At 68.2% G+C, this 25,686-nt stretch carries 27 protein-coding genes; 7 read left to right on the top strand and 20 right to left on the bottom strand.

Annotated elements, in window-relative coordinates:
* Positions 1-149: 149 nt before the first annotated feature.
* The 5 genes from ACE3QW_RS08280 to groES form a co-directional block, all read right to left on the bottom strand.
* Positions 150-989 carry a TonB family protein gene (locus tag ACE3QW_RS08280; protein WP_051679220.1) on the bottom strand — a complete coding sequence of 280 codons (840 nt, stop codon included), beginning with the start codon at positions 987-989 and terminating at the stop codon, positions 150-152.
* Complete coding sequence (gene exbD / locus ACE3QW_RS08275; RefSeq protein WP_374251152.1) at positions 986-1,492, bottom strand: TonB system transport protein ExbD; 507 nt, start codon at positions 1,490-1,492, stop codon at positions 986-988. Before exbD ends, ACE3QW_RS08280 begins: the two co-directional genes overlap by 4 nt.
* A gap of 6 nt (positions 1,493-1,498) precedes the next feature.
* Positions 1,499-2,233: a tonB-system energizer ExbB gene (exbB, locus tag ACE3QW_RS08270; RefSeq protein ID WP_374251150.1), complete on the bottom strand. Its 735-nt coding sequence runs from the start codon at positions 2,231-2,233 to the stop codon at positions 1,499-1,501.
* Positions 2,234-2,863: 630 nt separating this feature from the next.
* Positions 2,864-4,495 (bottom strand): chaperonin GroEL, encoded by a 1,632-nt coding sequence (gene groL / locus ACE3QW_RS08265; RefSeq protein WP_029558325.1) that lies wholly within the window; start codon positions 4,493-4,495, stop codon positions 2,864-2,866.
* Positions 4,496-4,602: 107 nt separating this feature from the next.
* Positions 4,603-4,917 carry a co-chaperone GroES gene (gene groES / locus ACE3QW_RS08260; RefSeq protein ID WP_024279254.1) on the bottom strand — a complete coding sequence of 105 codons (315 nt, stop codon included), beginning with the start codon at positions 4,915-4,917 and terminating at the stop codon, positions 4,603-4,605.
* 396 nt (positions 4,918-5,313) lie between these two features.
* Between groES and ACE3QW_RS08255 the strand changes: the two genes are divergently transcribed.
* From ACE3QW_RS08255 to tgt, 4 genes are all read left to right on the top strand, one after another.
* The gene (locus ACE3QW_RS08255; RefSeq protein WP_029558323.1) at positions 5,314-5,592 is read left to right on the top strand and encodes an usg protein; all 279 of its coding nucleotides are present in this window, start codon (positions 5,314-5,316) and stop codon (positions 5,590-5,592) included.
* A 236-nt stretch (positions 5,593-5,828) separates the two neighbouring features.
* Positions 5,829-6,431, top strand: a complete 603-nt coding sequence (locus ACE3QW_RS08250; RefSeq protein WP_250166009.1) for an exopolysaccharide biosynthesis protein — start codon at positions 5,829-5,831, stop codon at positions 6,429-6,431.
* Between the two features lie 14 nt (positions 6,432-6,445).
* The gene (gene queA / locus ACE3QW_RS08245; RefSeq protein ID WP_374251149.1) at positions 6,446-7,534 is read left to right on the top strand and encodes a tRNA preQ1(34) S-adenosylmethionine ribosyltransferase-isomerase QueA; all 1,089 of its coding nucleotides are present in this window, start codon (positions 6,446-6,448) and stop codon (positions 7,532-7,534) included.
* Entirely contained in the window at positions 7,531-8,685 is a 1,155-nt protein-coding gene (tgt, locus tag ACE3QW_RS08240; RefSeq protein WP_374251147.1) for a tRNA guanosine(34) transglycosylase Tgt, read from the top strand. Before queA ends, tgt begins: the two co-directional genes overlap by 4 nt.
* A gap of 51 nt (positions 8,686-8,736) precedes the next feature.
* On the opposite strand, the gene ACE3QW_RS08235 is transcribed toward tgt, so the two are convergent.
* The 14 genes from ACE3QW_RS08235 to nagZ all read right to left on the bottom strand — a co-directional run bounded on the left by ACE3QW_RS08235 (position 8,737) and on the right by nagZ (position 21,407).
* Entirely contained in the window at positions 8,737-9,627 is an 891-nt protein-coding gene (locus tag ACE3QW_RS08235; RefSeq protein ID WP_374251146.1) for a phytoene/squalene synthase family protein, read from the bottom strand.
* Positions 9,628-9,630: 3 nt separating this feature from the next.
* Positions 9,631-10,011 (bottom strand): Mth938-like domain-containing protein, encoded by a 381-nt coding sequence (locus ACE3QW_RS08230; protein ID WP_374251145.1) that lies wholly within the window; start codon positions 10,009-10,011, stop codon positions 9,631-9,633.
* 9 nt (positions 10,012-10,020) lie between these two features.
* Positions 10,021-11,115 (bottom strand): protein translocase subunit SecF, encoded by a 1,095-nt coding sequence (secF, locus tag ACE3QW_RS08225; protein WP_374251143.1) that lies wholly within the window; start codon positions 11,113-11,115, stop codon positions 10,021-10,023.
* Between the two features lie 13 nt (positions 11,116-11,128).
* Positions 11,129-12,736, bottom strand: coding sequence for a protein translocase subunit SecD (gene secD / locus ACE3QW_RS08220; RefSeq protein WP_029558316.1), 1,608 nt, complete (start codon positions 12,734-12,736; stop codon positions 11,129-11,131).
* Between the two features lie 38 nt (positions 12,737-12,774).
* Entirely contained in the window at positions 12,775-13,125 is a 351-nt protein-coding gene (gene yajC / locus ACE3QW_RS08215; RefSeq protein ID WP_024279263.1) for a preprotein translocase subunit YajC, read from the bottom strand.
* 154 nt (positions 13,126-13,279) lie between these two features.
* Positions 13,280-14,047, bottom strand: a complete 768-nt coding sequence (gene surE, locus ACE3QW_RS08210; RefSeq protein ID WP_029558315.1) for a 5'/3'-nucleotidase SurE — start codon at positions 14,045-14,047, stop codon at positions 13,280-13,282.
* A gap of 232 nt (positions 14,048-14,279) precedes the next feature.
* Positions 14,280-15,758, bottom strand: coding sequence for a serine--tRNA ligase (gene serS, locus ACE3QW_RS08205; RefSeq protein ID WP_374251141.1), 1,479 nt, complete (start codon positions 15,756-15,758; stop codon positions 14,280-14,282).
* A gap of 210 nt (positions 15,759-15,968) precedes the next feature.
* Entirely contained in the window at positions 15,969-16,778 is an 810-nt protein-coding gene (tatC, locus tag ACE3QW_RS08200) for a twin-arginine translocase subunit TatC (RefSeq protein WP_250166015.1), read from the bottom strand.
* Entirely contained in the window at positions 16,778-17,308 is a 531-nt protein-coding gene (gene tatB, locus ACE3QW_RS08195; protein ID WP_374251140.1) for a Sec-independent protein translocase protein TatB, read from the bottom strand. Before tatB ends, tatC begins: the two co-directional genes overlap by 1 nt.
* Before the next feature lie 60 nt (positions 17,309-17,368).
* Positions 17,369-17,605, bottom strand: coding sequence for a twin-arginine translocase TatA/TatE family subunit (locus ACE3QW_RS08190; protein ID WP_024279268.1), 237 nt, complete (start codon positions 17,603-17,605; stop codon positions 17,369-17,371).
* Positions 17,606-17,672: 67 nt separating this feature from the next.
* On the bottom strand, positions 17,673-18,794 hold the full coding sequence (locus ACE3QW_RS08185) for an ABC transporter ATP-binding protein (RefSeq protein ID WP_374251256.1): 1,122 nt from the start codon (positions 18,792-18,794) through the stop codon (positions 17,673-17,675).
* The gene (gene scpB / locus ACE3QW_RS08180; protein ID WP_374251138.1) at positions 18,781-19,524 is read right to left on the bottom strand and encodes an SMC-Scp complex subunit ScpB; all 744 of its coding nucleotides are present in this window, start codon (positions 19,522-19,524) and stop codon (positions 18,781-18,783) included. The genes ACE3QW_RS08185 and scpB overlap by 14 nt, the downstream gene beginning before the upstream one ends.
* A complete protein-coding gene (locus ACE3QW_RS08175) occupies positions 19,521-20,390 on the bottom strand; it encodes a ScpA family protein (protein ID WP_374251136.1) in 870 nt (289 codons plus the stop codon). The genes scpB and ACE3QW_RS08175 overlap by 4 nt, the downstream gene beginning before the upstream one ends.
* 3 nt (positions 20,391-20,393) lie before the next feature.
* On the bottom strand, positions 20,394-21,407 hold the full coding sequence (nagZ, locus tag ACE3QW_RS08170; protein WP_374251135.1) for a beta-N-acetylhexosaminidase: 1,014 nt from the start codon (positions 21,405-21,407) through the stop codon (positions 20,394-20,396).
* Positions 21,408-21,549: 142 nt separating this feature from the next.
* Here nagZ and ACE3QW_RS08165 point away from each other — a divergent pair, with 142 nt between their 5' ends.
* The 3 genes from ACE3QW_RS08165 to ACE3QW_RS08155 all read left to right on the top strand — a co-directional run bounded on the left by ACE3QW_RS08165 (position 21,550) and on the right by ACE3QW_RS08155 (position 23,707).
* Positions 21,550-21,936 carry a YciI family protein gene (locus ACE3QW_RS08165; protein WP_029558306.1) on the top strand — a complete coding sequence of 129 codons (387 nt, stop codon included), beginning with the start codon at positions 21,550-21,552 and terminating at the stop codon, positions 21,934-21,936.
* Positions 21,933-23,186 carry an RNA polymerase sigma factor gene (locus ACE3QW_RS08160; RefSeq protein WP_374251134.1) on the top strand — a complete coding sequence of 418 codons (1,254 nt, stop codon included), beginning with the start codon at positions 21,933-21,935 and terminating at the stop codon, positions 23,184-23,186. The genes ACE3QW_RS08165 and ACE3QW_RS08160 overlap by 4 nt, the downstream gene beginning before the upstream one ends.
* A gap of 83 nt (positions 23,187-23,269) precedes the next feature.
* Positions 23,270-23,707 carry a VOC family protein gene (locus ACE3QW_RS08155; RefSeq protein ID WP_374251133.1) on the top strand — a complete coding sequence of 146 codons (438 nt, stop codon included), beginning with the start codon at positions 23,270-23,272 and terminating at the stop codon, positions 23,705-23,707.
* Positions 23,708-23,725: 18 nt separating this feature from the next.
* Here the strand turns inward: ACE3QW_RS08155 and ACE3QW_RS08150 are convergent, their stop codons facing one another.
* Positions 23,726-25,681, bottom strand: a complete 1,956-nt coding sequence (locus ACE3QW_RS08150; protein WP_374251132.1) for an ABC transporter ATP-binding protein/permease — start codon at positions 25,679-25,681, stop codon at positions 23,726-23,728.
* Positions 25,682-25,686 lie beyond the last annotated feature (5 nt).

The following is a 25,686-nucleotide window of genomic DNA, read 5'->3' as shown; positions in this document are numbered from 1 at the left end:
AGGCCGGCCTGGCGGGGGCCGGCGGCTGGCGAAAGCAGGGCGAACGGGCACGATGGGACGCGGGCGGGCTGGCGGGCGGCCCTCCTCGTCCCCTCCCCTTCGTCATGGCCGGTCTTGTCCCGGCCATGACGGAGCGCCCGTTGTCTCCTTCAGTTGCGGAAGTTGATCGCCACACCGAAGCTCATGCCCTTGCCGTCGGGCGGGGCCGGAAAGGGCGAGGCGCGCCGGGCCATGGCCACCGCCTCCTGGTCCAGCACCGAATTGCCGGAGGAGCTCGCCAGCGACACGCCGGTCACCGCGCCCGAGCCGGAAATCGAGATGCTGATCCCCGGCCGCCCCACGTTCGAGCCCTGCGGGCGTTTGAAGCGGTTGAGATGGGCGAAGGCGCGCGATTTCCAGTCCGCCAGCGCAGCCGAGCGGGCGGCCGCGGCACCCGGCGAGGGGGCGGCGGTGGTCTGAGCGGTGGGCGCCTCCGAGCGCGGCGCGGCGGTGGTGGTGGGAGCGGTCCGGCGACGGGTGGGCTTTGCCTCCTTCTTCGGCTTCTCCACCTCCTTGGGCCGGGGCTTCTCCTCCTCCACCTTCTTGGGTTCGGGCTTGGGCAGCACCACCTCGGCCTCCGCCGGTGCGGGCGGGGTCTCCGGCATCTTCTCGACCGTCTCGGTCACCTGCGGCTCGGGCGGCGGCGGCTCGGCCTCCTCCGGCTCCTCCTTGGCATCAGGCACCGGTTCCGGCGCCTGGATCATCTGCGGGCCCGGCGCCACTTCTTCCTGGGACGGCTGGCTGACCGCCATGGGCGCCAGCTCGATCATGATGGCGGCGGGCGGCGACTGCTCGCCCGGCGCATCCTTGTTCCAGTTCAGCGCCACATAGACGGCGGCGGCATGGAGCGCGACCACCAGCAGCACGCCCGCGGCGAGCCGAAGGATCATGTTGCGCAGGTGGTAGCGGTCGAAGTCGTGCCAGTGGTGGTGATGGTGAACCGCGCTCACCGGGCCGCTCCGGGGGCTCCGGCAGATGCGGGCGGGACGGCAGAGGCCGGGGTGGCAGCGGACGGGGGCTGCGTCGCCGGCGCGGGTTCGCCGCCTTCGAGGCCGACGAGAGCGACCTTGAGATAGCCGGCGGTACGCAGGAGGTTCATCACCTCCATCACATCGCCATAGGGCACCGTCTTGTCGGCGCGCACGAACACGCGCTGCTGTCGGTCGGCATTGGTGCGCCCGTCCAGCATGGCGCCGAGGCCGGTACGGGTGACGGGATCATCGCCCAGCGCCAGCGTGAGGTCCTTCTTGACGGAGAGGAACAGCGGCTTGTCCGGGCGGGGCTGGGGCTGGGCGTTGGAGGCGGGCAGGTCCACCTTCACGTCCACCGTGGCGAGGGGCGCCGCCACCATGAAGATGATGAGCAGTACCAGCATCACGTCGATGAACGGCGTGACATTGATCTCGTGGTTTTCGGCGAGGTCGTCCCCGCCATGATCAAGCTTGGCGGCCATGGGGGCTCACTCCGCGGCGGTGCGCAGGCGCGGGGCCTCCACCTCGGCCGCGGCGCGGTCGAGGTCGCGGGAGAGATGGCGCATCACCTCGGCGGACGTGTCAGCAAGGTTCGCCTTGTAGGCGGCGATGGCACGGGCGAACACGTTGTAGATCACCACCGCCGGAATGGCCGCCACGAGGCCGATGGCGGTGGCGAGCAGCGCTTCGGCGATGCCGGGGGCGACCACCGCGAGGTTGGTGGTCTGGGCCTTCGAGATGCCGATGAAGGCATTCATGATGCCCCACACAGTGCCGAACAGGCCCACGAAGGGTGCCGTGGCGCCGATGGTGGCGAGGACGCCGGTGCCCGCCGTCATGCGCCGGCCGGCCTTGGCCTCGATGCGCGAAAGGGCGACGGCGACGCGCTCCTTGATGCCGTCCACCGGCAGGCCGGCGGAGGCGTGCCACTCGGCGAGCGCGGCACGCACGGTGGCGGTGGCGGGGCTGCTTGCCTTGGGCATTTCGGCCGCGGCATCGGACAGGGTGACGGCCCCGCGCAGCGCCTTCAGCGTGCGGGAGACGGCACGGCGGGCGAACAGCAGCTCGAGGGATTTCGCGAACCACACGCTCCAGGTGAGGACGGAGGCGAAGGCGAGGCCCAGCATCACCGCCTTCACCACCATGTCGGCGGCCATGAACATGCCCCAGGGGGACAGGTCATGGGGCAGACGTGCGTCGGCGACGCTCTCGGGCGCCGGCACGGAGGGGGCAGACTCAACCGGCTTGGGTGCCCACGGAGCGGGCGCAAACTCGGCAGGAGCGGCGGCGGAAGGAGCGGCGGCGGAAGGGGCCGCCTCGGAAGGCGCGGCCGTGGAGGGAGCGGTCGTGGACGGAATCGCAGCCGGGGTGGGCGCCACCGCGGCAGCAGGTGCCGCGTGCTGGTGCGTCTCGGCGGGAGGAGCCGGCTGCGCCAGAACGGCGGCAGGCCCTGAGGTCACGGCCAGCAACAGGCCCAGCGAAAGCACAGCCGCGCCCCTGGGCGCCAGCGAAGAAGCACGGAAAACAGCACGCCCGGCAGACGTGCGCGAGATCAAGCGAACAGGCATCGCGCATCACCAATAATCAAAACGGACAGGCTGGCGATCCCTCCGCCGGGAATAGCTGGCTCGCGACCTTATACTCCCATTCGCTGCAGAAGCTAACCCGTGCCCCCCAACATTGTCGGCAAAGCCCTGTGATATAGAGTTATTTCAATCTGGCGCAGGGGAAATTCATGACGCTGGGGAATGCACTTCACCAGCCCCAAAACGAGAACGGCCGGGCAAAATGCCCGGCCGTTCCGTTGAAATAACCGCCCAAAATCACGGGCGACGTCAGAGGTCCGCTCTACCTCAGAAGTCCATGCCGCCGCCCGGCATGGCCGGGGCCGCGGGAGCGTTCTTCTTCGGCAGCTCGGCAATGAGGGCCTCGGTGGTGATCAGCAGGCCGGACACGGAAGCCGCATCCTGCAGGGCGGTGCGCACGACCTTGGTGGGGTCGATGATGCCCGCCTTCACCATGTCCACATATTCGCCGGTCTGGGCGTTGTAGCCGAAGGTGTAGTCGTTGGACTCGAGGATCTTGCCCACCACGACGGAGCCGTCGTCGCCGGCGTTCTGGACGATCTGGCGCGCCGGAGCCTGGATGGCGCGGCGGACGATCTCGATGCCGGTCTTCTGGTCGGCGTTGTCGACCTTGAGGCCGTCGAGCACCTTGATGGAGCGCAGCAGGGCCACGCCGCCACCGGGGACGATGCCTTCTTCCACCGCAGCGCGGGTGGCGTGCAGGGCGTCGTCAACGCGGTCCTTCTTCTCCTTGACCTCGACCTCGGTCGAGCCGCCCACGCGCACCACGGCGACGCCGCCGGCGAGCTTGGCGAGGCGCTCCTGGGCCTTTTCGCGGTCATAGTCGGAGGTGGTGGTCTCGATCTGGGCGCGGATCTGGGCGATGCGCGCCTCGATGTCGGCCTTCTCGCCGGCGCCGTCGACGATCGTGGTGTTCTCCTTCTCGATCACCACCTTCTTGGCGCGGCCGAGCATGGAGAGGTTCACGCTGTCGAGCTTGATGCCGACTTCCTCGGAGATCACGGTACCGCCGGTCAGGATCGCGATGTCCTGCAGCATGGCCTTGCGGCGATCGCCGAAGCCCGGAGCCTTGACCGCAGCCACCTTCAGGCCGCCGCGCAGCTTGTTCACCACGAGGGTGGCGAGGGCCTCGCCTTCCACGTCCTCGGCGATGATCAGCAGCGGACGGGCCGACTGCACCACCGCCTCGAGCACGGGCAGCAGCTCCTGCAGGCCGGCGAGCTTCTTCTCGTTGATGAGGATGTAGGGCTCCTCGAACTCAACGCGCATCTTCTCCGCATTGGTGATGAAGTACGGAGAGAGATAGCCGCGGTCGAACTGCATGCCTTCCACGACATCCAGCTCGGTCTCGGCGGTCTTGGCTTCCTCGACGGTGATGACACCCTCGTTGCCGACCTTCTTCATCGCCTCGGCGAGGAACTTGCCGACCTCGGCGTCGCCGTTGGCGGAGATGGTGCCGACCTGGGCGATCTCGTCGTTGGAGGTCACCTTGCGCGAGTTGGCGGCGAGGTCCTTGACGATGGCGTCCACCGCGACGTCGATGCCGCGCTTCAGATCCATCGGGTTCATGCCGGCGGCAACCGCCTTGGCGCCTTCCTTCACGATGGCCTGGGCTAGCACGGTGGCGGTGGTGGTGCCGTCGCCGGCGAGGTCGTTGGTCTTGGAGGCGACCTCACGCACGAGCTGGGCGCCGAGGTTCTCGAACTTGTCCTCGAGCTCGATCTCCTTGGCCACCGACACACCGTCCTTGGTGATGCGGGGGGCGCCGAAGCTCTTCTCGATGACCACGTTGCGGCCCTTGGGGCCAAGGGTCACCTTCACGGCGTTGGCGAGGATATCGACGCCGCGCAGAACCTTGTCGCGCGCGTCTACGGAGAATTTCACGTCCTTGGCAGCCATGTGGCGTGCTCCTTCAGATTGGGACGATTAACCGGGATGGCGAATGCCGCGGGATCGGGCGCCTCGGGCTGCCTCGGCCCTGCGACTGAAAATCAGGCTGCCTGAGTTCAGGCCGCTTTCTTGGCGCCGGCCGCGTTCTCGATGACGCCGAGGATGTCGCTCTCCTTCATGATGAGGAGATCCTGGCCGTCGATCTTCACTTCGGTGCCGGACCACTTGCCGAACAGCACGATGTCGCCAGCCTTGACGTCGAGCGCCACCAGTTCGCCCTTCTCGTTACGGGCGCCGGGACCGACCGCGACGACTTCGCCCTGCTGCGGCTTCTCCTTGGCGGTGTCGGGGATGATGATGCCGCCGGCCGACTTCTGCTCGGCCTCGATGCGCTTGACGACCACGCGGTCGTGCAGGGGACGGAAACCCATAGGGAAACCTCCGGTTCGATGTTGTCCATCGGGGTTGCCTGTTTTGAAGGCGCCGGGAACCCCTCCACCCGGCCCGACCGCGATCTAAGGGCGGCAAATTGGAGCCGCAAGGGGTCGGCTCAAAAAATTTAGCACTCAAGGGAACTGAGTGCCAGCAGCCCGTCCCCCTTCAGTTTGAGCGGAAGCCGGACGGCTCACCAGCTACGCGCGGCGCGAGCACGGGCGCGGCCCGGCGCTGTCAGCAGTCCGGCCCGAAGGCTGCTAGAGCATTGTTTTTGCAGACGGAAACCAATCTTTAGCCTTGGCCCCAGCAAAGTGCGTAGCCGACAATGAAGTGTCCGGTCCCGTCTTCCCCAGCCCTGTTGGCGGCGGGGCCGCGGATTGGAGGTGTGACCCATGGCTGCCAAGGTGTCGCGTGACTTCGTCCTGCAGATGGAAGGCTACGGCCTCGCCACGGCCGAGATCCTCTATCGCATGCCCGACCATCCCGGCCTGCTCCAGACCTTCCTCTGGCAGGACTACGATCTGTGCCCGCGCTTTCCGGAGCTGAACAAGTTCCTGGAATTCTGGCGACGCGAGATCGAGGGGCCGCTCCATTCCGTGCGCGTCGCCCATTCCGGCCTCATTAAGCCCGCAGAGTTGCGGTCCGTGGACGGAATGTTCCTTTTGAACTGATGTGGAGCAATCTCCCTGCGTCAGGGACTTTCCGTATCAGTCAACGGTCTTTATGGTTTCGATCGGGCGGTGAGGACATGCACGTCCCCGCGGGGGTGGGGCGTGCATGTCCGCTCAATTCCATGTGCGGCGTGATGGGAACAGCGCAGGCCTGACCCAGCGGAATTTTTGCGCCCCAGTGCCCTCCCGCTGCCGTTTTCCGGTTGTAGCTGAAGCGTCCATTCCATGAGGGCGCCTTGGATCACCGCACGCCACGAACATCCGAACTCCTGGCCGCCGTGCTCGCCGCGCAGGAGGGGGATCAGGTCGCCATCGGCGATCTGGTGAACGCGCTGCGCAATCGCGCCTTCGGCATTCTTTTCCTCATCTTCGGCATACCCAACTGCATCCCCATGCCGCCGGGCATCCCCGTGGTGTGCGGCATCATCCTGGGCCTCATCGGCCTGCAGATGATGCTGGGCCGGCAGGAATTGTGGCTGCCGGCGTGGATTGCGCGCCGCACCTTCTCCCGCGCCATGCTGGAATCGATCGTCACCCGCTCCCGGCCGTGGATCGAGCGGTTCGAGCGCGTCTCCCGTCCCCGCTTCGAAGAGTTCGCCGGCCCCACGGCCCGGCGGATCGTGGGCGCGACGGTGGTGGTGCTGGGCTTCATCCTGTTGCTGCCCATCCCCTTCCTCGGCAATCTGCCGCCGGGATTTGCCGTCTGCATCTTCGGCCTCGGCCTCGTGGAGCGGGACGGCCTCGTCATCCTCGCGGGCTTCGGCGCGACGATCCTCGGGCTGATGGTGACAGCACTGATGAGTTGGGCCATCTACCAGGGCGCCATCGCCATCTTCTGAGACCTTCCCCCTCCATGCGTGTAGACGCCTTCGATTTCCACCTCCCCGAGGAGCGCATCGCCCTGCGCCCCGCCGAGCCGCGCGACACGGCGCGGATGCTCGTCGTCCGCCCCGGCGCCACGCCGGAGCTGGAGGACCGCATCGTGCGTGACCTGCCGGACTTCCTGCGGCCCGGCGATGCGGTGGTGGTGAACGATACCCGCGTCATCCCCGCCGCGCTGGAGGGCGTGCGCTCGCGCGAGGGCGGCTCGGACGTGGCGGTGGAGGCGAACCTCATCAAGCGTCTCGCGCCGGACCGCTGGCGCGCCTTCGCCAAGCCGGGCAAGCGCCTGCGGGCCGGCGACCGCATCCGCTTCGGCGGCGAGGGCGGCGCCTGCCTGCTGGGCACGCTCGATGCGACCGTTGCGGCCAAGGAGGACGACGGCTCCATCGTCCTCGCCTTCGATTTCGCCGGTGACGTGCTAGACGAGGCGGTAGCGGCCGTGGGGCACATGCCCATCCCGCCCTATATCGCCGCCCGCCGCCACGAGGATGCGCGGGACAAGGACGACTACCAGACCCTGTTCGCCCGTGTCGCCGGCTCGGTGGCGGCGCCGACCGCGAGCCTGCATTTCACGCCGGACCTTATCACCCGCATGGCCACCGCCGGCGCGGCGCTGCACAAGGTGACGCTGCATGTGGGCGCCGGCACCTTCCTACCGGTGAAGGCCGATGACACCTCCGGCCACACCATGCACGCCGAGTGGGGAGAAGTGACGCGCGAGACGGCCGACGCCCTCAATGCGGTGAAGGCCAAAGGCGGGCGCATCTTCACCATCGGCTCCACCTCCACCCGGCTGATCGAGAGCGCAGCGGCAGAGGACGGCGCCATCCACCCCTTTGTCGGCGAGACGGACATCTTCATCACCCCCGGCTACCGTTTCCGCGCGGTGGACGGAATGCTCACCAACTTCCACCTGCCGCGCTCGACGCTGGTTATGCTGGTGGCGGCCTTCATCGGCCATGACGCGCAGAAGCGCGCCTATGCCCATGCGATCGCGGAAAACTACCGCTTCTATTCCTATGGCGATGCGTGCCTGCTTCTGCCACAAGGCGGCGCATGACGTCCGAAACGCCTGCCGACACCTTTTCCTTCACCCTCTCCGCCACCGACGGCGCCGCCCGCACCGGCTTCGTCTCCACCCCGCGCGGACGCATCCGCACGCCGGCCTTCATGCCGGTGGGCACGGCCGCGACGGTGAAGGGGCTCTATTTCGACCAGGTGAAGGCGGCGGGCGCGGATATCGTGCTCGGCAACACCTATCACCTCATGCTGCGCCCCGGCGCCGAGCGGGTGGCGAAGCTCGGCGGCCTGCACAAGTTCATGCGCTGGGACGGGCCGATCCTCACCGATTCCGGCGGCTTCCAGGTGATGAGCCTGTCGTCGCTCCGCAAGATGAGCGAACAGGGCGTCACCTTCCGCTCCCATGTGGACGGCGCCTATCACGAGATGAGCCCGGAACGCTCGGTGGAGATCCAGGGCCTGCTCGGGGCCGACATCCAGATGCAGCTCGACGAGTGCGTGCGCCTGCCCTGCACCGACGAGGAGGCCGAGCGCGCCATGCGCCTATCGCTCCGCTGGGCGGAGCGTTCCAAGCGCGCGTTCGAAACGCAGCCGAAGGGCCGCGCGCTCTTCGGTATCGTGCAGGGCGGCGCCGTGCCGGCGCTGCGGGTCGAGTCGGCCCGCGCGCTCGCGGACATGGACTTCCCCGGCTATTCCATCGGCGGCCTTGCGGTGGGCGAGCCGCAGGAGGTCATGCTCGCCATGATCGAGACGGTGGCGCCGCACCTGCCGACGACCAAGCCCCGCTATCTCATGGGCGTCGGCACGCCGGACGATCTGCTGGAGAGCGTCGCGCGCGGCATCGACATGTTCGACTGCGTGATGCCCACCCGCTCGGGCCGCCATGCGCTGGCCTTCACCCGCTTCGGCCGCATCAATCTGAAGAACGCCCGCCACGCGGAAGACCCGCGTCCGCTGGACGAGGAGAGCGACTGCCCGGCCTTGCGCGACTATTCCCGCGCCTATCTCCACCACCTCGTGCGCTGCGAGGAGATGCTGGGGGCCATGCTGATCTCGTGGGCCAACATCCACTACTACCAGCAGCTCATGGCCGGCGCCCGCGCCGCCATCGCGGCGGGCCGGTATGGGGACTATGTGGCGGAGACGAAGGAAGGCTGGGCGCGGGGCGACCTGCCCTTGTGGGAAGGCTGAAGGGCGGCGGCGTGGATGCCCCGGATGAACCGGGGCATGACAGCGCAAGCCTCAGAACCAGATGCGTCCGCGCACGGCCTGCTGGGCGGCCCACCACATGGCGAACTGACGGCGGAAGGGGGAGAGGCCGGCCGGCTGGCGGAACGGGTCGCGCACCTTGGCCAGCGCCTTGAGATCACCGGCCACGAGCGCCAGCGGCAGGAAAGGCGTGGCGATGGACGTCGCGGCATAGGTCTGCCCGGCCGCATCGCGCGCCGCATCGAGATGCCGCGCGGCCACCGCGCGCAGGTCGGCGAGCGCCGCCAGCAGGCCGGGCGTGACGGTGCCCGACACCGCTTCCTCGCGCCCCACGCCATGGCGGGCGAGGACATCCAGCGGGATATAGCATTGCCCGCGCGCGGCATGGATGGGGAAAGCGCGCATCAGCCCGGTCATGGCGATGGCGACGCCGCCGTGCCCCGCAAGGTCGCCGGATCGACCCACGTCCGGCAGCAGAATCAAGGCCGAGAGCTGGAGCAGAGCCGAGGCGGTCTCGCCGGCATACCCTTCCAGATCGCCGACAGTGGGCATGGGATCGTCATACAGGTCGAAGACCCGCGCATCGGCCATGGCGATCAGGCTTTGGCGCGGCAGGCGGAAGCGCGCGATGGTGTCGATGAGCGCGGCGGCAATGGGATGCCCGGCGACATCGCCCCTGCCCTCCCCTTCGATCACCTCCCGCCACCAGGCGAGTCGTACCTCGCCGGGCAGCGCCTCGCGCACCACCTCGCGCACGCGGGCGACATCGAGATTGTAGGCGTAGAGGGCGAGGAGGTGCTTGCGCTTGTCCTGGGGGGCGAACAAGGCGGCGAGGAAGCGGTCGCGATCCTGCGCCTGCACCTGCGCGGCGCAATAGGCATAGGCTTCGTCGAGCGCCTTGTCGTCGAGCGCCGGGTTTTCCATGGCTCAGACCGCGATCAGCGCCGCACCCACCCGCCGGCCCTCGGCGAGGAGCACGTTGTAGGTGGCGGCGGCGGAGGGCGTGGGCATCAGCTCGAAGCGGATGCCGGCCTCGCGCAGGATCTGCTTGAGCGGCTCCTTGAGGTGCGCCGGGTCCTTGCCTGTGCCGATGAGAAGCAGCTCGACGGCCCCGGCCTCCGCCACCACGGGCGCGAGCGAAGCGGCATCGATCTCGGCCACGCGCACCGGCGCCCAGCCGCGGATCCCGGACGGCAGCGCGAGGATGGAGCCGGCATGGGACATGCCGGCGAAGTGGAAGAAGGTGTCGCCATAACCGTCGATGGCGACCTGCCGCGGCAGGAAGGGCGCGCCGTCCGGGGCGGCCACGTCCGCGCCTCAGGCCTTGGCCGGACGCGCGGGACCGGCCTTGCCGTTGGGCTTTCCGTTCTTGCCCTTGCCGCTCTTGGACGACACACCGGTCGCAGGCGCGGCGTCGGGCGGGACTCCGGCAGCGGCGTCCTTCGCCTCCAGCTTCACCAGCTCGTCCAGCTCCTTCACTTCCGGATCGGCCGCGTCCTTGGTCGGCAGGCTGACCGTGGAGGCGCGCAGGCCGAGATGGATGAGGATGGGGGCGGCGACGAAGATGGTGGAATAGGTGCCGATCACCACGCCCACCGTCATCGCCAGCGAGAAGCCGCGCAGCACCTCGCCGCCGAAGAAATAGAGCGCGAGGGTGGCGAAGAAGGTGGTGGTGGAGACGATGATGGTTCGCGAGAAGGTCGCGTTCACCGCGATGTCGAGCAGCTCGGGCAGCGGCAGCTTCTTGTAGCGGCGCAGCATCTCGCGGATACGGTCGTACACCACCACCGTGTCGTTGAGCGAATAGCCCATGATGGTGAGGATGGCGGCAATGGACGTGAGGTCGAAATCCACGCCGAACGCCGAATAGATCATCAGCGTGACGAAGATGTCGTGCAGCGTCGTCACGATGGCGCCGACGGCGAACTGCCACTCGAAGCGGAACCAGAGATAGGCGAGCACCGCCACGGCACCGAGTACCAGCGCGAGGATGGACTGACGCACCAGCTCGCCGGACACGCTCGGGCCGACCGTCTCGACGCGCCGGACCGTGTAATCGGTGCCGAGCACGCCGTTCACCTTGGCGAGTATGGCCTGCTGGGCCTCGTCCGTGGTGCCGAAGGCGCCGATGCGGATCAGCACGTCCCGCGGCGAGCCGAACTCCTGGATCTGCACGTCGCCCACGTCGAGGTCGGTCAGGTGCTCGCGCAGCGCGCCGATGTCGGCCTGCTGCTGGCTGGTTTGCGCCTCGATGAGCGTGCCGCCCTTGAAGTCGATGCCGAGGTTGAAGCCGTGGATGGCGAACAACAGGCACGCGACGATGGACAGCGCCGCGGAGAACGGGAACGTCCAGTGCCGCAGGCGCATGAAGTGGATGTTGGTCTGCGCCGGGATGTAATCGATCAATGGCATGTGCGGCGCACCTTCAGATGGGCAGCTTCGCCGGCCGCCGCCACTTCACCCAATAGGCGATCATGAGCCGCGTCAGGGTGTAGGCGGTGAACATGGTGGTCAGAAGGCCGAGGATGTAGGTGACGGCAAAGCCGCGCACCGGACCCGACCCGCCCATGAGGAACAGGATGACCGCCGTGGCGAGCGAGGTGATGTTGGCGTCGAGAATGGTGCCCAGCGCGTTCACGAAGCCCTTGTCGATGGCCGAGATGGCCGACCGGCCTTCCCGCGCCTCGTCGCGCATGCGCTCGAAGATGACGACGTTGGAGTCCACCGCCATGCCGATGGTGAGCACGACGCCGGCGATGCCCGGAAGGGTCAGCGTGGCGCCGAGCACCGACTGGAGCGAGAACATCAGGATGATGTGCACGGCCAGAGCGATGAGCGCGAACAGGCCAAACAGACCGTACACGGCGAGCATGAACACGGTGACGAGGCCGCCGGCCACATAGGCCGCGGTCTTGCCCGCGTGGATCGAGTCGGCGCCGAGGCTCGGGCCGACCGTGCGCTCCTCCACCACCTTGAGCGGGGCCGGCAGGGCGCCGGCGCGCAGCAGGATGGCGAGGTCGTTGGCCTGCTGCACGGTGAACGCGCCGGAAATCTGGCCCGCGCCGCCGAGGATGGGCTCGCGGATCACCGGGGCGGAGATCACCTGATTGTCGAGCACGATGGCGAACGGCCGGCCGACCGCTTCCTGCGAGACGGTGGCGAAGCGCTTGGCGCCATTGTTGTTGAAGCGGAAGGAGACGATGGGCTCGCGCGAGTTCTGGTCGAAGCCCGGCTGGGCATCCACCAGATCCTCACCGGAGACGCGCACCTGCTTTTCCACCAGATAGGGCTGGCCGTCCTGGCCCTTCAGCACTTCCGATTCCGGCGGTGCGCGGCCTTCCAGCGCCTGCTGCGGCGACATGGACTGGTCCACCATGCGGAAGGAGAGCTTGGCGGTCTGGCCGAGCAGGTTCTTCAGGCGCTGGGGGTCCTGCAGGCCGGGCACCTGCACCAGGATGCGGTCGAGGCCCTGGCGCTGGATGTTGGGCTCCACCGTGCCGAGCTGGTCGATACGGCGGCGGATGATCTCGATGGACTGCTCCACCGCCGAGCGCATCTTGGCGGAGAGGCCGGCGTCGGTCAGTTGCAGCGTTACGACGCCATCGGCGCCGGACGAGACGGTCATGTCCATCTCGCCCGAGGAATTGCCGAACAGCGCGTTGGTGACAGGCGCGGCGAGCTTCTTCAGCTCGGTGACGGCCTTCTGCGTGTCGTTGGGGTCACGCAGGCGGAGCGTCACGCTGGTGTCGCGCAGCGCGAGGTTCGAATAGCCGATCTTCTGGTCCCGCAGCACGCGGCGCACTTCGTCGCGCAACTGCTCGGTGCGCTCCTTGCGGAGCGCCGGCCCGTCCACCTCGAGGAGGATGTGCGAGCCGCCCTGCAGGTCGAGGCCCAGCGTGACCCGGCTCGACGCCAGCCACGACGGCAGGCGGTCGAGCATGCCCGGGGAAAGCACGTTGGGCAGCGCGAACAGGAACCCGATGGCGATGGTGATGAGGATCGCCGCGGTCTTGAGACGGGAGAAGTGCAGCATGTCGCGCGCGGTCTTTCAGAAAGCGTGAGGCGGCCGGATCAACCGGCCGAGGCCTCGTCCTTGGCCGGTTCGCCCTTGGCGCGGACGGTGACGATCTGCGAGCGCATCTGCCGGATACGGACGTTGTCCGCGATCTGCAGCTCGACCTCTTCGCCGCCCTCGATCACCTTGGTCACCTTGCCGACCAGGCCCCCCCCGGTGACGACCACGTCGCCACGGCGCAGGGAGTTGACCATCTCCTGATGCACCTTGGCCCGCTTCTGCTGCGGCCGCAGGATCAGGAAGTACATGACCACGAAGATCAGCAGGAACGGGGCGAGCTGAATGAGCATGTCAGCCCCGCCGCCGGCTCCCGTGGCGCCTTGGGCGAAAGCGGGCGTGATGAACATCTCGATCCTCGTTCGTCTGTGAAGGGAATCCGCATTCCGCCGGGGTCCGGCGAAGCGGCGGGACTATAGCTGCCGCCCCGTCGAATGCAAACGCGGGGCCTGTTGGTTCACGCAGCTGTTGAAAAGGCAGGGTGGGCTGCCGCCTCCCCGCCCCCTACTTCCCGTCGAACAGCAGCGCGAGGCGGGTCATCCAGGGCTCGTCGGTCTGGTCGAGGCGCAGCGGCGTGACCGAGATGCGGCCTTCGTCCAGCGCGCGCAGGTCCGTGCCGGGGGAGGTCTCGTAGATGCGGCGCTCGAAGGCGATCCAGTAATAGGGGTTGTTGCGGCCATCGCGGCGCTCGTCGATGCGCATCAGGCGCTGGTCGCGCTTGCCCTGGGCGGTGGCGGCGATGCCGGTGATCTCCTCTGGCGCGCGGTCCGGGAAGTTCACGTTCATGACGATGCCGGGGGGAATGCCCTCGTCCAGCAGCATCTGGATGATGCGCGGCGCGTGGGTCTCGGCGGTGACGAAATTCGGATTTTCCCGCGTGCGCATCCCGAAGGCCTGCGACAGCGCGATGGAGGGAATACCGAGGATCGTCCCCTCGATGGCGCCAGCGACGGTACCGGAATAACTCACGTCCTCGGCGATGTTCTGGCCGCGATTGACGCCGGAGAGCACGAGGTCGGGGGGGTTGTCGATGAGAAGATGCCGCACCGCCATGATGACGCAATCGGTGGGCGTGCCCTTCACCGCATAGCGCCGCTCCTCCACCTGCCGCAGCCGCAACGGGTCGGAGAGGGACAGCGAATGGGCGACGCCCGACTGGTCGAACTCCGGTGCCACCACCCACACGTCGTCCGTGAAGGTGCGCGCGATGGCCGCGCAGCTGTCGAGGCCCGGCGCGTGGATGCCGTCGTCATTGGTGACCAGAATGCGCATGGCAAAATCCTCGTTGCGGCACAACCGCTGCTCCCCTCTCCCCTTGCGGGAGAGGGGCCGGGGGTGAGGGGTAAGCAACGTCTGGTGCGTGAACCGCCGGCGACACCCCTCACCCGTCTCGCGGCTGCGCCGCGATCCACCCTCTCCCGCCCGAACACGGCTGTTGCCGCGTTCGGCTCACTTAAGGGCGAAGTCGGCAATAGCCGACTTCGTGGGGAGAGGGGAAAGCCAACTACTTCAGCTTCTCGATCATCTTCAGCCCGCCCATATAGGGCAGCAGCGCGTCCGGCACGGCTACGGAGCCGTTCTCCTGCTGGTACGTCTCCAGCACCGCGACAAGGGCGCGGCCGACCGCCACACCCGAGCCGTTGAGCGTGTGGACGTAGCGCGGGCCTTTCCCCTCCGCCGGGCGGTAGCGGGCATTCATGCGCCGGGCCTGGAAATCGCCGCAGACGGAGCAGGAGGAGATTTCGCGATAGGCGTTCTGCCCCGGCAGCCAGACCTCGATGTCGTAGGTCTTCTGCGAGGCGAAGCCCATGTCGCCGGTGCAGAGCGTGACCACACGATAGGCGAGGTCCAGCTTCTTCAGCACCGCCTCGGCGCAGGCGAGCATGCGCTCGTGCTCCTCGGCGGACTTCTCCGGCGTGGTGATGGAGACCAGCTCCACCTTGGTGAACTGGTGCTGGCGGATCATCCCCCTGGTATCCCGCCCCGCCGCGCCCGCCTCGGCCCGGAAGCAGGGCGTGCAGGCGGTGAGGCGCATGGGGAGTTCTTCCTCGGAGAGGATGGATTCGCGCACGAGGTTGGTCAGCGGGACTTCGGCAGTGGGGATGAGCCAGCGACGTTCAGATTCTAAAGCTATGAGTTCCGACTCAGCCTTCGCGTACGCATCAATTAGGCGCTCGTACTCCGTTTTTTTCCGAAAAAGATCTGCCAGTGATCCGTAATTCACAAGCCCTTCTCGATTGAGAGCATTGAGGACTTCTTTTTTTGTCTGTTGAATACGGAAACCATCTGCGGCAAAAAACTGATCTTCTTCAAACTTCGGTAGCTGCGCCGTCCCAAACATTGCATCGTCACGCACAAGCAATGGAGGATTGACCTCCATGTACCCGTGCTCACCCGTGTGCACATCGAGGAAGAACTGCCCCAGCGCCCGCTCCAGCCGCGCCAACGGGCCCTTGTTCACCACGAAGCGCGCGCCGGAGAGCTTGGCGGCGGTTTCGAAATCCATCTGGCCGAGGCCTTCGCCCACCTCGAAATGCTGCTTCGGGGTGAAGCTGTAGGTGCGGGGCGCGCCGAAGCGGCTCTTTTCCACATTGTCGTGCTCGTCGGCGCCCTGCGGCACCTCGGCGAGGGGGGCGTTGGGGATGGCGGCGAGTTCGCCGTTGAGCTCCGCCTCGATGCTTTTGGCTTCCGCCTCAAGCGCCGGCACGTCTTCCTTCAGCTTCGCCACTTCGGCCATGAGGGCCGAAGCAGTGGCTTCGTCCTTCTTGGCCTTCGCCTGCCCGATCTCCTTGGAGGCGGCGTTGCGGCGGGCGAGCAGGGTTTCGAGCTTGGTCAGCGTCTCGCGGCGCCGGGTGTCGAGGTCGAGGAGCTTGGCAACAAGGGCTTCCGCTGCCGCCTTGGCTTCGTCGGAGCGGTTGCCGCGCCGCGCGAGGGCGTCGATCAGGCCGGCCGGCTCGTCCCGAATCCATTTGATGTCGTGCATGGCAAGCTCCGCCTCTGACAGGTGCGAGCGAACCTCTCCAGCCGTCATGCCCGGCCTCGTGCCGGGCATCCACGTCGGGCCGACAGCGCCGGCGATCACCAGTCGCGCCCGGCCGCTCCACGTGGATGGCCGGGACAAGCCCGGCCATGACGGATCGGGAGAAGACCCGTCCGCGCCCAAGAATTCCAATAATCCGGGAAGGCCCCGCCGTCAGTCCGCTGTCGCGGCGTCGGCTGCGTTGCGCGCCGCTTCCGCTATCAGCCGACGCTTCTCGACGACGCCCACCAGATAGACGGACACCTCGTAGAGAAGCAGCGTCGGCAGGGCAAGGGAGAGCTGGCTGATGACATCCGGCGGCGTCAGCACCGCGGCGAGCACGAACACGCCGACGATGGCATAGCGCCGCGCCTTCACCAGCATATCCCGCGTCACCACGCCGATCTGCCCGAGCAGGGTGAGGATGACCGGAAGCTGGAAGCAGATGCCGAAGGCCAGAATCAGCGTCGTGATCAGCGAAAGGTATTCGGAGACCCGCGGCAGCAGGGAAATCTCGGCCTTCCCGTCGCCGCCCACCTGCTGCATGCCGAGGAAGTAGGTCATGGCCAGCGGCATGGCGACGAAATAGACGAAGGCCGCGCCGATGAGGAAACAGATGGGCGTGGCGATGAGATAGGGCCGGAAGGCCGCCTTCTCATGCTTGTAGAGCCCGGGCGCCACGAACATGTAGACCTGCGTCGCCACCACCGGGAAGGAGATGAAGGCAGCGCCGAACATGCCGAGCTTGATCTGGGTGAACAAAAACTCCTGCGGTGCCGTGTAGATCAGCTTCACCCCGGTGCCGAAGCCGGAGGCGAACTCATAGGGCCACAACAGGATGTTGTAGATCTGCTTCGCCAGCATGAAGCAGGCGATGAAGGCCACGAGGAACGCCACCAGCGACTTGATGAGGCGCGAACGCAGCTCGATCAGGTGCTCGATGAGCGGGGCCTTGGAGGCGTCGATCTCGTCCTGATCGCTCATCACGCGCTCTTGGTCTCGCCCACGGCGGGCATGGTCTCACCAGCGACGAGAAGACTCTCGGGAGCCGGCTCAACGGCTACGGCAGACGGCACAACCGGCGCGGGGGGCACGGCGGCCTCCACGGAGCGGCGGATTTCGGCGCGGATGGCGGCCATGGGGTCGGGCAGTTCCACGGGTGGGGGCAGGTCCGGCAACGCCGCCGGGGTCGCGGGAGCCGGCGGGGTCGGGTTCGCGCCCTCCACCGTGGAGCGAATCTCCTCGCGGATGGAGCGCAGCGGATCGAACATGTCGGACGTGGCGAGGGTGGAGCGGGCGGTCTCGGTGACGTCGCTGATTTCCTTGCGCATGTCGGCAAGGTCCGCTTCGCGCAGCGCCTCCTGGAACTGCCCCTGGAACTCGCCGGCCATGCGGCGCAGCTTCGTGACGGTGCGTCCCACGGTGCGCAGCACCGTAGGCAGCTCCTTGGGACCGATGACAATCAGCGCGACAATGCCGATCAGCATCAGCTCGGACCAGCCGATATCGAACATGAGCCCGTCTGTCCGGCGGTGGTGCCGCCGCCCTCTTCAAGAGTTAGAGGCAGAGGTCCGTCAGACGGGCTTCTTCTCGGCTTCGGGGGCGCTCGACGTCTGGTGCGGCAGCGGACGCGGCGCCTCGGGAGCGGCCGGGGGAGCCTTCACCGGCTCGTCGTCGTCGGCCATGCCCTTCTTGAAGGACTTGATGCCCTTCGCCACGTCGCCCATCAGATCGGAGATCTTGCCGCGACCGAACAGGAGGAGCACCACGGCCAGCACCACGATCCAGTGCCAGATGCTCATCGAACCCATCTAACCATCCTCCAAGGATATTCTTTGTGCCCCAGCGGCAGGCCGCAGAGCCATTCGGACGGCGACACTAGGCTCCGCCCGCGGCGAAAACAAGGACTTCACCGGGATCGACCAGAAGCCCCGTCTCGTCGCCCTTCTTCACGTTTCCCGCGTCCCGGAGGCGCAGCACCAGCGGGCGCTCCAGCCCGTCCGCGATCACTTCCACGAGATCAAGCTCGCCCAGAAAGCGCCGCTCAAGCACCCGACCCGGCACGCCGCGCCCGGCCGGCGCGAGCGCAATGCCCTGCGGGCGGATGGCGACGATGGCCGGTCCCTCGGGCAGCTCCGATGCCGCGAACCGGCCGATGGGCGTGTCCGCCATGCCGCCGACGATTCTGGTCTCGATCTCGTTCAGCTCGCAGAAGAATCGCGCCACGCCGAGGTCCGCCGGGTGACGGTAGAGTTCGGCCGGCGCGCCGAGCTGCACCAGTTCGCCCTTGCGCAGCAAGGCGATGCGGTCGGCGAGGCGCATCGCCTCCTCGGGATCGTGGGTGACGATGATGACCGTCGCCTTGGCCTCGCGCAGCACCGCGAGCGTGTCCGCCCGCACCTGGTCGCGCAGGCGGCGATCACGGCCGGAGACGGGCTCGTCCAGCAGCAGGATGCCCGGCCGCGGCGCCATGGCGCGGGCCAGCGCCACGCGCTGCTGCTGTCCGCCGGACAATTCGTGGGGATAAACATCGGCGAGGTCGGCGAGGTCCACCCGCGCCAGCGCCAGCCGCGCCTCCCGCATCGCCTCGGTGCGCTTCAGGCCGTTGAGGCCGAACATCACGTTCTCAAGGTTGGTAAGGTGCGGGAACAGGGCGTAGTCCTGGAACACCAGCCCCACCCCGCGCCGCTCCGGCGGCACGAAAGCCCCCTGCCCCGCCACCACCTCGCCGTCGATGAGGATTCGGCCCGCGTCCGGCTGCTCGATGCCCGCCGCGAGGCGCAGCAGCGAGGTCTTGCCGCAGCCGGACTGGCCGAGCAGACACAGCACCTCCCCCGGCTCCACGGCGAGGCTCACCCCGCGCACAGCGGCGACGTCGCCATAAGCGAGTTCAACGGCCTCGAAGGAGAGGCCCTTGGCGAAGGCGGCAGGGGTGCGGCTGCGGGTCATGCCCAGGGTCTCGATCTCGTCAGCCAGAACCGCCTCCTCACGCGTCGCCATCATCTTCGGGCGCGGCCGCGCCCGGCCCCTCATCCTCCGGCGGGGGCGAGAGGTGGAAATCCAGCATGTCCGGCTCCAGTGCCTCCTCGTCCTCGCGCAGGCCCGGATCGTCGGACGGCAGCGGAATGGCGAAGCCGGCGGGGATGCGCCCGTCGATGAGGCCGGCGCCCTTCAGTTCGTCGAGCCCCGGCAGATCCTGCACCGCATCGAGGCCGAACTGCACAAGGAAGGCCGGCGTCGTGCCGTAGGTCACGGGCCGGCCCGGCGCCTTGCGACGGCCGCGCAGGCGCACCCATCCGGTCTCCAGCAGCACGTCCAGCGTGCCCTTGGAGGTAGAGACGCCGCGAATCTCCTCGATTTCGGCGCGGGTGACGGGCTGGTGGTAGGCGACGATAGCCAGCACTTCGATGGCCGCACGCGAGAGCTTGCGCGCCTCCGGCACCGGCCCGGCGACGACGCGGGCAAGGTCCGGCGCCGTGCGCAGCATCCAGCCTCCGGCGGCCCGCACGATGTTAACGCCGCGCCGGACGTAATCGGCGGTCAGGGCCTCCATCAGAGCGGCAATGTCGGCGTCGGCGGAGAGGTGCGGCTTCATGGCCTTGGCGTCCACCGGCAGCGGCGAGGTGAACAGCAGCGCCTCGATGGCCCTCAGATCGCGCGCAAAGGCATAGGCGCGCTCGTCCTCCGGACGCACGTCGAACAGGTCGATGCGCGGAACGGGACGGGTCATCTCTCCTCTCCGGGCGCCGCATCGGGCGCGTCGAACGGCAGCAGCGGCTCCGGCTCCACCGCGGGTCGCGGACGCAGCCACAGGGGAGCGAAGGGGGCATCCTGGCGGATATCCAGCATCCCCTCCCGCACCATCTCCAGGCTGGCCGAGAAGCTCGACGCGAGCGCAGTCGCCCGCTGCTCGGGCGTCGTCATGTAATCTAGCAGGAATTGGTCCAGCCGCATCCATTCGCCCACCACCTCCGCCCCGAGCAGCCGTTCCAGCCGGGCGCGGGCCTCGGCGAGGGACCAGACGGTGCGCGTCTTGAGCGTGACGTGGGACAGCGCCTTGGTCTGGCGCTGGCGGGCATAGGCGGAGAGCAGGTCGTAGATGGTGGCCGTATAAACCGTGTAGAGCGGCTCTTTCGAGGGCGGCGGCAGGGCGCGAGCGAAGGCGTCGCGACCCATCTGCGGGCGCGCCATCAATTGCGCGGCGGCGCGGCGGATGCGCTCCAGATGCCTCAGGCGCCGGGCGAAGGCGGCCGCCATCTCCTCCGCGCTCGGCCCCTCCTCCTGCGGTGGAGCCGGCAGCAGCAGTCGCGATTTCAGGTAAGCGAGCCACGCCGCCATCACCAGATAGTCGGCAGCCAGCTCCAGCCGGCCGCGCCGGGCCTCCTCGATGAAGGCGAGGTACTGGTCGGCAAGGGCGAGGATGGAAATTCTGGAGAGATCGACCTTCTGTGTCCGCGCCAGCGCGAGGAGCAGGTCGAGCGGCCCCTCGAAGCCGTCCACGTCCACCACGAACGTCTCGTCGGACGTGGCCGGAGCGCGATCGGTGCCGATCTCGAAGGCGTCCGGACCGGACTCGCCTGAGGTCGGCCCCGTCACGGGTCAGCCCACCATCTTGAGCTGGGCCGCCACGACGGCACGCAATTCCTTCGCATCCACCGGATCAGGCGTCACCCGCAGGGCCAGCGCCTTGGCGGCACGCGCATAGGCCTCGCCGGTGAGCACGGGCGCGGAGGCGGCCACCTTCTCCATCTCCTCCATCTTGCCGTTGCAGTGGAGGAGCATGTCGCAGCCCGCCGCCAGCGCATCACGGCCACGGGTTTCCATGGTGCCGGCGAGCGCGCCCATGGAGAGATCGTCGCTCATCAGCATGCCGTCGAAGCCGATGGAGCCGCGCACCACCTCGGAGAGCACCACCGGGGAGGTGGTGGCGGGGCGGTCCGGGTCGATGTCGGCATAGACCACATGGGCGGTCATGCCGAGGGGCAGGTCGGACAAGTCACGGAAGGCGGCGAAATCCATGCCCTCCAGTTCGCCCCGCCTGGCGGTAACGACGGGCAGCTTCTCGTGGCTGTCCACCGGCGCGCGACCATGGCCGGGGATGTGCTTCAGGACGGGCAGCACGCCGCCCTCCATCAGCCCCACCGCCGCCGCCCGCGCCAGCGCCGCCACCGCGATGGGCTCGGTGCCATAGGCGCGATTGCCGATGATGCCGTGGCCATCGGGATGGCGCAGGTCCGCGCAGGGCAGGCAATCCACGTCGATGCCGAGGGCGTAGAGGTCCGCCGCGATGGCCCGCGAATTGAGCCGCACCGCCTCCAGCGCCGCTGTCGGATCGGAGAGGTACAGGTTGCCGAACGCCTCGGCGGGAGGATCATCGGTCCAGTGCGGCGGGCGCAGGCGCTGCACGCGGCCGCCTTCCTGGTCGATGAGCACCGGCGCCACCCAGCCCACCGCCTCGCGCAGGTCGGCGACCAGCGCGCGCACCTGGTCGGGGTCCGCCACGTTGCGGGCGAACAGGATGAAGCCCCAGGGCTCCGCATCCCGGAAGAAGCTGCGCTCGGTGGCCGAAAGGTTCGGGCCGGCACAGCCGGCGATGAAGGCGCGCGAGGTCATGTGTCCGGCCTATAAGCGGGCATCGGCGCCGTCAAGCGCGCGTGCAGCTCAGCTCTCGCCTGTCCCCGCGCAGATTTTGCCCCGCTTTGTCGGCCGTGGTCATACTCGTGCGTCCTCGTCGTGACGCCAGGGAGCCCCAGCCATGATGTACGCTATCCTCTGTTACCATGAAGAAGACGTGGTCTGTTCCTGGAGCCAGGAGCAGGACGACGCCGTGATGGCCAAGATCGCGGCGGTGCAGGAGCGGCTCACCAAAGCGGGAAAGATGGGCGCATCGCTCCGCCTCCTGCCGACCACCGCCGCCACCACCCTGCGCAAGACGCAGGAGGGGCCCCTCGTCATCGACGGTCCCTTCGCCGAGACCAAGGAGCAGTTGCTGGGGTTCTACCTCGTGGATGCCGCCGACCTCGACGACGTGCTCGCCATCGCCAGGGACCTCGCGACGGTCAATCCCGGCGGCACCTATGAGATTCGCCCGGTTCGCGCCTTCTTCCCCGACCAGCGCACGGACCAGAAGACCGGCACATGACCACCCCCGCCCTCACCGACCCGGACTGGATCAACGGCACCCTGACCGCCGCCCGGCCGCAGGCGGTGGCCGCGCTGCTGCGCTATTTTCGTGATCTCGACACCGCCGAGGAGGCGTTTCAGGAAGCCTGCCTGCGCGCGCTGCGCACCTGGCCGGTGAACGGCCCGCCGCGCGATCCCGCCGCCTGGCTCATCCTCGTGGGCCGCAACGCCGCCCTCGACGGCGTGCGCAAGCGGGCGAAGCATGATCCCCTGCCCCCGGACGACCAGCTCTCCGACCTCGACGACGCCGAGGCGCCCCTGGCCGAGCGGCTGGACAATTCCCACTATCGCGACGACGTGCTGCGCCTGCTCTTCATCTGCTGCCATCCGGAACTGCCGGCGACGCAGCAGATCGCGCTCGCCCTGCGCATCGTCTCCGGCCTCACGGTGAAGGAGATTGCCCGCGCCTTCCTCGTCAGCGAGGCCGCCATGGAGCAGCGCATCACCCGCGCCAAGGGCCGCATCGCCCGCGCCGACGTGCCGTTCGAGGCCCCCGGCCCGGTGGAGCGCGCTGAGCGGCTGGGGACGGTGGCCGCCATGGTCTATCTCGTCTTCAACGAAGGCTATTCGGCCGGCGGGGAGCCCAGCCGCGCGGGCCTGTGCGACGACGCCATCCGCCTCGGCCGGCTGCTGCTGCGGCTCTTCCCCACCGAGCCGGAGATCATGGGGCTGGTGGCTCTTATGCTGCTCCAGCACGCCCGCGCCGCCGCCCGCTTCGATGCGGATGGCCGGGCCATCCTGCTCGATCGGCAGGACCGCTCGAAATGGGACCGCGAGCGCATCGCCGAAGGGCTGGCGCTCATCGACAAGGCCATGCGCCACCGCCGCCCCGGCGCCTACCAGATCCAGGCGGCCGTCGCCGGCCTTCATGCCCGCGCGACGACGCCGGAGGAGACCGACTGGGCGCAGATCGACGCGCTCTATGCGGCGCTGGAATATATCCAGCCCTCCCCGGTGGTGACGCTCAACCGGGCGGTGGCGGTGAACAAGGTGAAGGGCGCGGAAGCGGCGCTCGCCATGATCGAGCCGCTGGCGCCGCAGCTCTCCGGCTATTTCCATTTCTTCGGTGCCCGCGGTGCCTTCCTGCTGGAGCTGGGCCGGCATCAGGAGGCGCGCAGCGCCTTCGATAGGGCCATCGCGCTGGCCAGCACCCCGGCGGAGGCGGAGCACATCCGCGCGCAGATCGATCTCATCCAGTCACAGGCCTGAGGAAAAATGCGGGCAGGCTGTCGGGATCGGCGCCGCCCGCCCGTCATCACAACAGGCGCGCTCCGGCGCCGGAGGAGGAACGCATGTCCGACACTGCCGAGACCACCATGCCGTCCATCGATCCCGCCGCCATGCCCCCGGTGAAGGGCGGCGTCACGGCCTATCTGACGGTAGAGGGCGCCATGAAGGCCGCCGATTTCTACCGCAAGGCGCTGGGGGCCGAACTCGCCTTCGCCATGCCGCCGGACGAGAGCGGGCGCACCATGCACGTCCATCTCTACATCAACGGCTCGTCGGTGATGCTGGCCGATCCCTATCCGGAATACTGCTCCGGCCCCGTGGAAAAACTCGGAGGCTTCAACCTCTCGCTGCATGTGGGCGACACGGATGCCTCCTTCGCCCGCGCGGTGGAAGCCGGCGCGACGCCGGTGATGCCGCCGGAAGACATGTTCTGGGGTGCCCGCTATGCGCAGGTGCGCGACCCGTTCGGCGTGCTCTGGGCCTTCAACCAGCCGCGCTGAGTGCGAGGGAGGCGCGGCTCAGCCCACTGCGCTCACCCGCTCCTCGTCCATGCCCTCCTCGTCGGAATGGCGGGCGGGGAGGATATCCAGCGCCTCCTCGGCCTGCGCACGGGCGAGGACCGCGGCGGCGTCCTCCGCCTCCCGCTGGCGGTTCCACAGGGCGGCATAGAGCCCGCCCTTGGCCAGCAACTCCGCATGGCAGCCACGCTCGGCGACCTTGCCGTCGGCGAGGACGAGGATCTCGTCCGCGCTGACCACGGTGGAGAGGCGGTGGGCGATGACCAGCGTGGTGCGCCCCTCGGACACGCGATCGAGCGCGTCCTGGATTTCCTTCTCGGTGTGGCTGTCCAGCGCCGAGGTTGCCTCGTCCAGCACCAGGATGGGCGGCGCCTTCAGCAGCGTGCGGGCGATGGCCACGCGCTGCTTCTCGCCGCCGGAAAGCTTGAGGCCGCGCTCGCCCACCTCGGTCTTGAAGCCCTTGGGCGTGGCGCGGATGAAGCCGTCGATGCGGGCGAGCCGCGCCGCCTCCTCCACCTCGGCCTCGCTCGCCGCCGGGCGGCCGTAGCGGATGTTGTAGGCGATGGTGTCGTTGAACAGCACCGTGTCCTGCGGGACCATGCCGATGGCGGCGCGCAGGCTCTCCTGCGAGATGTCCCTGAGATCCTGCCCGTCGATGGTGATGCGGCCGCCGGAGACATCGTAGAAGCGGAACAGCAGGCGCGAGAGCGTGGACTTGCCCGCCCCCGAAGGCCCGACGATGGCCACCGTGCGCCCCGCCGGCACCTCGAAGGTGATCCCCTTCAGGATTTCACGCCCTTCGTCATAGGAAAAGCGCACGTTCTCGAACCGCACCGTGCCGCCAGAGACCACGAGGTCCGGCGCGCCGGGGCGGTCGGTGACTTCCGGAGCCACTTGCAGCACGGCGAACATGGCCTCGATATCGACGATGGCCTGCTTGATCTCGCGATAGATGAAGCCGAGGAAATTCAACGGGATGTAGAACTGGATCATCATGGCGTTGACCATGACGAAGGAGCCTACCGTCTGCCGCCCGGCGCGGATGTCCAGCACGCACATCACCATCACCGCCGCGAGGCCGATGGAGAAGATGAGCGCCTGCCCGGCGTTCAGCCACGCCAGCGAGGTATAGGTGTTCACCGTCGCCTTCTCGTAGCGCGCCATGGAGCGGTCGTAGCGGGCCGTCTCCCAACGTTCGGCGCCGAAGTACTTCACCGTCTCGTAGTTGAGCAGGCTGTCGATGGCCTTGGTGTTGGCGTCGGTGTCGCTCTCGTTCATCTCCTTGCGGATGGCGAGGCGCCACTCGCTGGCGACATAGGTGAACAGGGAATAGAGCACCACCGTCGCCGAGACGACCGCCACATACCGCCAGTCGAATGCGAACAGCAGCACGCCGAGCACCATCACCAATTCGACGATGGTCGGCGCCAGTTGCAGCGCCAGCATGCGCACGATGGTCTCGATGCCCGAGCGCGCCCGCTCCAGAACGCGCGTCAGCCCGCCCGTCTTGCGCTCCAGATGGAAGCGCAGGGACAAGGCGTGCATGTGCTCGAAGGTCTCCATGGCGAGCCGGCGCACGGCATTGAGCGCCACCTTGGCGAACAGGCCGTCGCGCAGCTGGGTGACGCCCGCCATGAGGATGCGCCCGAGCCCGTAGGCCAGCGTCAGCGCCACCGGGGCACCGATGACGAGGGCCCAGAAGCCGACATCCGGCGTCGCGGTCTTGCCGGCGGCCACCTCGGCGGTCAGGGCGTCAGTCGCCCATTTGAACAGGAAGGGCACCGCCATGGTGGCACCCTTGGAGGCGAAGAGCAGGACGAAGGTGACGACCACGCGCGCGCGCAGGTCCGCCCGGTCGGCCGGCCACAGATAGGGCCACAGGCCCCGCAGGGTGGAGAACATGGCGTCGGAGGAAACGGCGGCCCGCCGGGCTGCGGGCTTCTTGGATTGGGACATGATGG

Origin of the sequence: Xanthobacter sp., assembly GCF_041911315.1 — a bacterium.
Taxonomy (GTDB): Bacteria; Pseudomonadota; Alphaproteobacteria; order Rhizobiales; family Xanthobacteraceae; genus Xanthobacter; species Xanthobacter aminoxidans.
This window is presented reverse-complemented; position numbering and strand designations above follow the sequence as displayed.

What these genes read in the sequence shown, in the direction of transcription:
- exbD (WP_374251152.1), bottom strand. Translation starts at nt 1,492, where the DNA reads ATGGCCGCCAAGCTTGATCATGGCGGGGACGACCTCGCCGAAAACCAC.
- groL (WP_029558325.1), bottom strand. Translation starts at nt 4,495, where the DNA reads ATGGCTGCCAAGGACGTGAAATTCTCCGTAGACGCGCGCGACAAGGTT.
- groES (WP_024279254.1), bottom strand. Translation starts at nt 4,917, where the DNA reads ATGGGTTTCCGTCCCCTGCACGACCGCGTGGTCGTCAAGCGCATCGAG.
- ACE3QW_RS08255 (WP_029558323.1), top strand. Translation starts at nt 5,314, where the DNA reads ATGGCTGCCAAGGTGTCGCGTGACTTCGTCCTGCAGATGGAAGGCTAC.
- queA (WP_374251149.1), top strand. Translation starts at nt 6,446, where the DNA reads ATGCGTGTAGACGCCTTCGATTTCCACCTCCCCGAGGAGCGCATCGCC.
- tgt (WP_374251147.1), top strand. Translation starts at nt 7,531, where the DNA reads ATGACGTCCGAAACGCCTGCCGACACCTTTTCCTTCACCCTCTCCGCC.
- ACE3QW_RS08235 (WP_374251146.1), bottom strand. Translation starts at nt 9,627, where the DNA reads ATGGAAAACCCGGCGCTCGACGACAAGGCGCTCGACGAAGCCTATGCC.
- secF (WP_374251143.1), bottom strand. Translation starts at nt 11,115, where the DNA reads ATGCCATTGATCGATTACATCCCGGCGCAGACCAACATCCACTTCATG.
- secD (WP_029558316.1), bottom strand. Translation starts at nt 12,736, where the DNA reads ATGCTGCACTTCTCCCGTCTCAAGACCGCGGCGATCCTCATCACCATC.
- yajC (WP_024279263.1), bottom strand. Translation starts at nt 13,125, where the DNA reads ATGTTCATCACGCCCGCTTTCGCCCAAGGCGCCACGGGAGCCGGCGGC.
- surE (WP_029558315.1), bottom strand. Translation starts at nt 14,047, where the DNA reads ATGCGCATTCTGGTCACCAATGACGACGGCATCCACGCGCCGGGCCTC.
- serS (WP_374251141.1), bottom strand. Translation starts at nt 15,758, where the DNA reads ATGCACGACATCAAATGGATTCGGGACGAGCCGGCCGGCCTGATCGAC.
- tatC (WP_250166015.1), bottom strand. Translation starts at nt 16,778, where the DNA reads ATGAGCGATCAGGACGAGATCGACGCCTCCAAGGCCCCGCTCATCGAG.
- tatB (WP_374251140.1), bottom strand. Translation starts at nt 17,308, where the DNA reads ATGTTCGATATCGGCTGGTCCGAGCTGATGCTGATCGGCATTGTCGCG.
- ACE3QW_RS08190 (WP_024279268.1), bottom strand. Translation starts at nt 17,605, where the DNA reads ATGGGTTCGATGAGCATCTGGCACTGGATCGTGGTGCTGGCCGTGGTG.
- ACE3QW_RS08185 (WP_374251256.1), bottom strand. Translation starts at nt 18,794, where the DNA reads ATGGCGACGCGTGAGGAGGCGGTTCTGGCTGACGAGATCGAGACCCTG.
- scpB (WP_374251138.1), bottom strand. Translation starts at nt 19,524, where the DNA reads ATGACCCGTCCCGTTCCGCGCATCGACCTGTTCGACGTGCGTCCGGAG.
- nagZ (WP_374251135.1), bottom strand. Translation starts at nt 21,407, where the DNA reads ATGACCTCGCGCGCCTTCATCGCCGGCTGTGCCGGCCCGAACCTTTCG.
- ACE3QW_RS08165 (WP_029558306.1), top strand. Translation starts at nt 21,550, where the DNA reads ATGATGTACGCTATCCTCTGTTACCATGAAGAAGACGTGGTCTGTTCC.
- ACE3QW_RS08160 (WP_374251134.1), top strand. Translation starts at nt 21,933, where the DNA reads ATGACCACCCCCGCCCTCACCGACCCGGACTGGATCAACGGCACCCTG.
- ACE3QW_RS08155 (WP_374251133.1), top strand. Translation starts at nt 23,270, where the DNA reads ATGTCCGACACTGCCGAGACCACCATGCCGTCCATCGATCCCGCCGCC.
- ACE3QW_RS08150 (WP_374251132.1), bottom strand. Translation starts at nt 25,681, where the DNA reads ATGTCCCAATCCAAGAAGCCCGCAGCCCGGCGGGCCGCCGTTTCCTCC.